Source organism: Cryobacterium sp. MLB-32 (genome assembly GCF_000738085.1).
In the GTDB taxonomy this organism is placed as follows: Bacteria; Actinomycetota; Actinomycetes; order Actinomycetales; family Microbacteriaceae; genus Cryobacterium.
Map to the genome: position 1 here is coordinate 1 of NZ_JPRS01000634.1, position 1,264 is coordinate 1,264.

1 protein-coding gene is annotated in these 1,264 nt (G+C 54.3%); it reads left to right on the top strand.

The window, feature by feature from the left end; translation table 11 throughout:
- Nucleotides 1-192 precede the first annotated feature (192 nt).
- Entirely contained in the window at nt 193-1,152 is a 960-nt protein-coding gene (locus tag JF66_RS20515) for a hypothetical protein (protein ID WP_156109982.1), read from the top strand.
- Nucleotides 1,153-1,264: the final 112 nt, after the last annotated feature.

Sequence of the window (1,264 nt, forward strand, 5' to 3'; positions counted from 1 at the left end):
GCGCCAGATTCTTGCGCGTCTTGGCAAATCCTTGCGTGCGCTATACATGAACAGGGCTGTTGGATGCCCTCGGGAGGATGCAAGTCGGCTGTGCTGTGCCGGGCTCGCAATCCCGTCGAGTCACGATGCGTAGAAACTACAAACCCAACCGGTCAGTCAAATCGATAGCAGTCCCAAGGAATGGAAGTCTCTGTGGTTAGTAACACACCCGAATCTCTCCTGCTCGCAGAAGAGATTGTTCGCGGAATCGAAGACAGCTCCATGGCTATCGATCGGGCTCTACTGAAGTCGACTCGTCTTGCCCGCCTCATTAGGGATGACTCTGCAGGGGAATGGCTTAAGAAGGAGCGAGAGGGCTACGGCAAAGCCGATCGCGATACCCAGCGTTTCCAAGCTATGAAACGTCAGTACGTCGACGCGAGGTACGACATTTATGGAAGTGCAATTGTCGTCGCTCGTGAGGCAGATTCGTTCCGGGTTCAGTTGGCTAGTCTCCGCATTCCTGATGTAAGTGGCGATTGGGCGAACAAAGTAAACGCTGATGCTCATAATGCGATCGCACAGACGAGAGCGAGTCTTCTTCGCCACGAGAAAGTACTTGCGTCAGTGGAGCAAGAGATTCACGGGTACGTGGTCCAGGTGCTACATGCTGCGTCTTTCGGAATTCAGAGCAGCAAGCTGTTTGATGCAGCGAGAGCAGAGATTGATGGTCTCTTGGTTCGCATCGATCCGGACATCCCCGAGAAACTCGACTTCGCAATGCAAGGGCTGATCGATGGGGCACCTGAGGCAATCTCGGCGGGTATGAATTCGCTTCGAAGGTTGCTTGTCACATTCGCAGACATCGTATTCCCGTCGACTTCGGCCGAGCGCTCGAATCCCTCGGGCGGCCAACCCATCAAGCTAGGCGAAGCCAACTACCTCAATCGAGTTAAGGCTTTCATCGATGACAATTGCTCGAGCGATTCACGACGAACTCGGCTCAAACAAGAACTATCGAACATCAATGCACGACTGTCTTCCGGGGTTCACGACGAGGTGACTTTGACTGAAGCCAAGTTCTTGTTGCTGAACTGCTACATCCTTTGCGGGGAGATCGTTCAGATGAGATCCACACTCGTGGAGTCGTCTCCTGCGTCCCCTTTGGCATGAACTTACGACCAGCAAGCGTGTCCCCCAGTCCGAGGACCACGATGGGCTTGTCTGGACCCCCGTCTTACAACCCTAGCGATATAAGACGTCTCACCGCCGCGGCCTGAGCTTC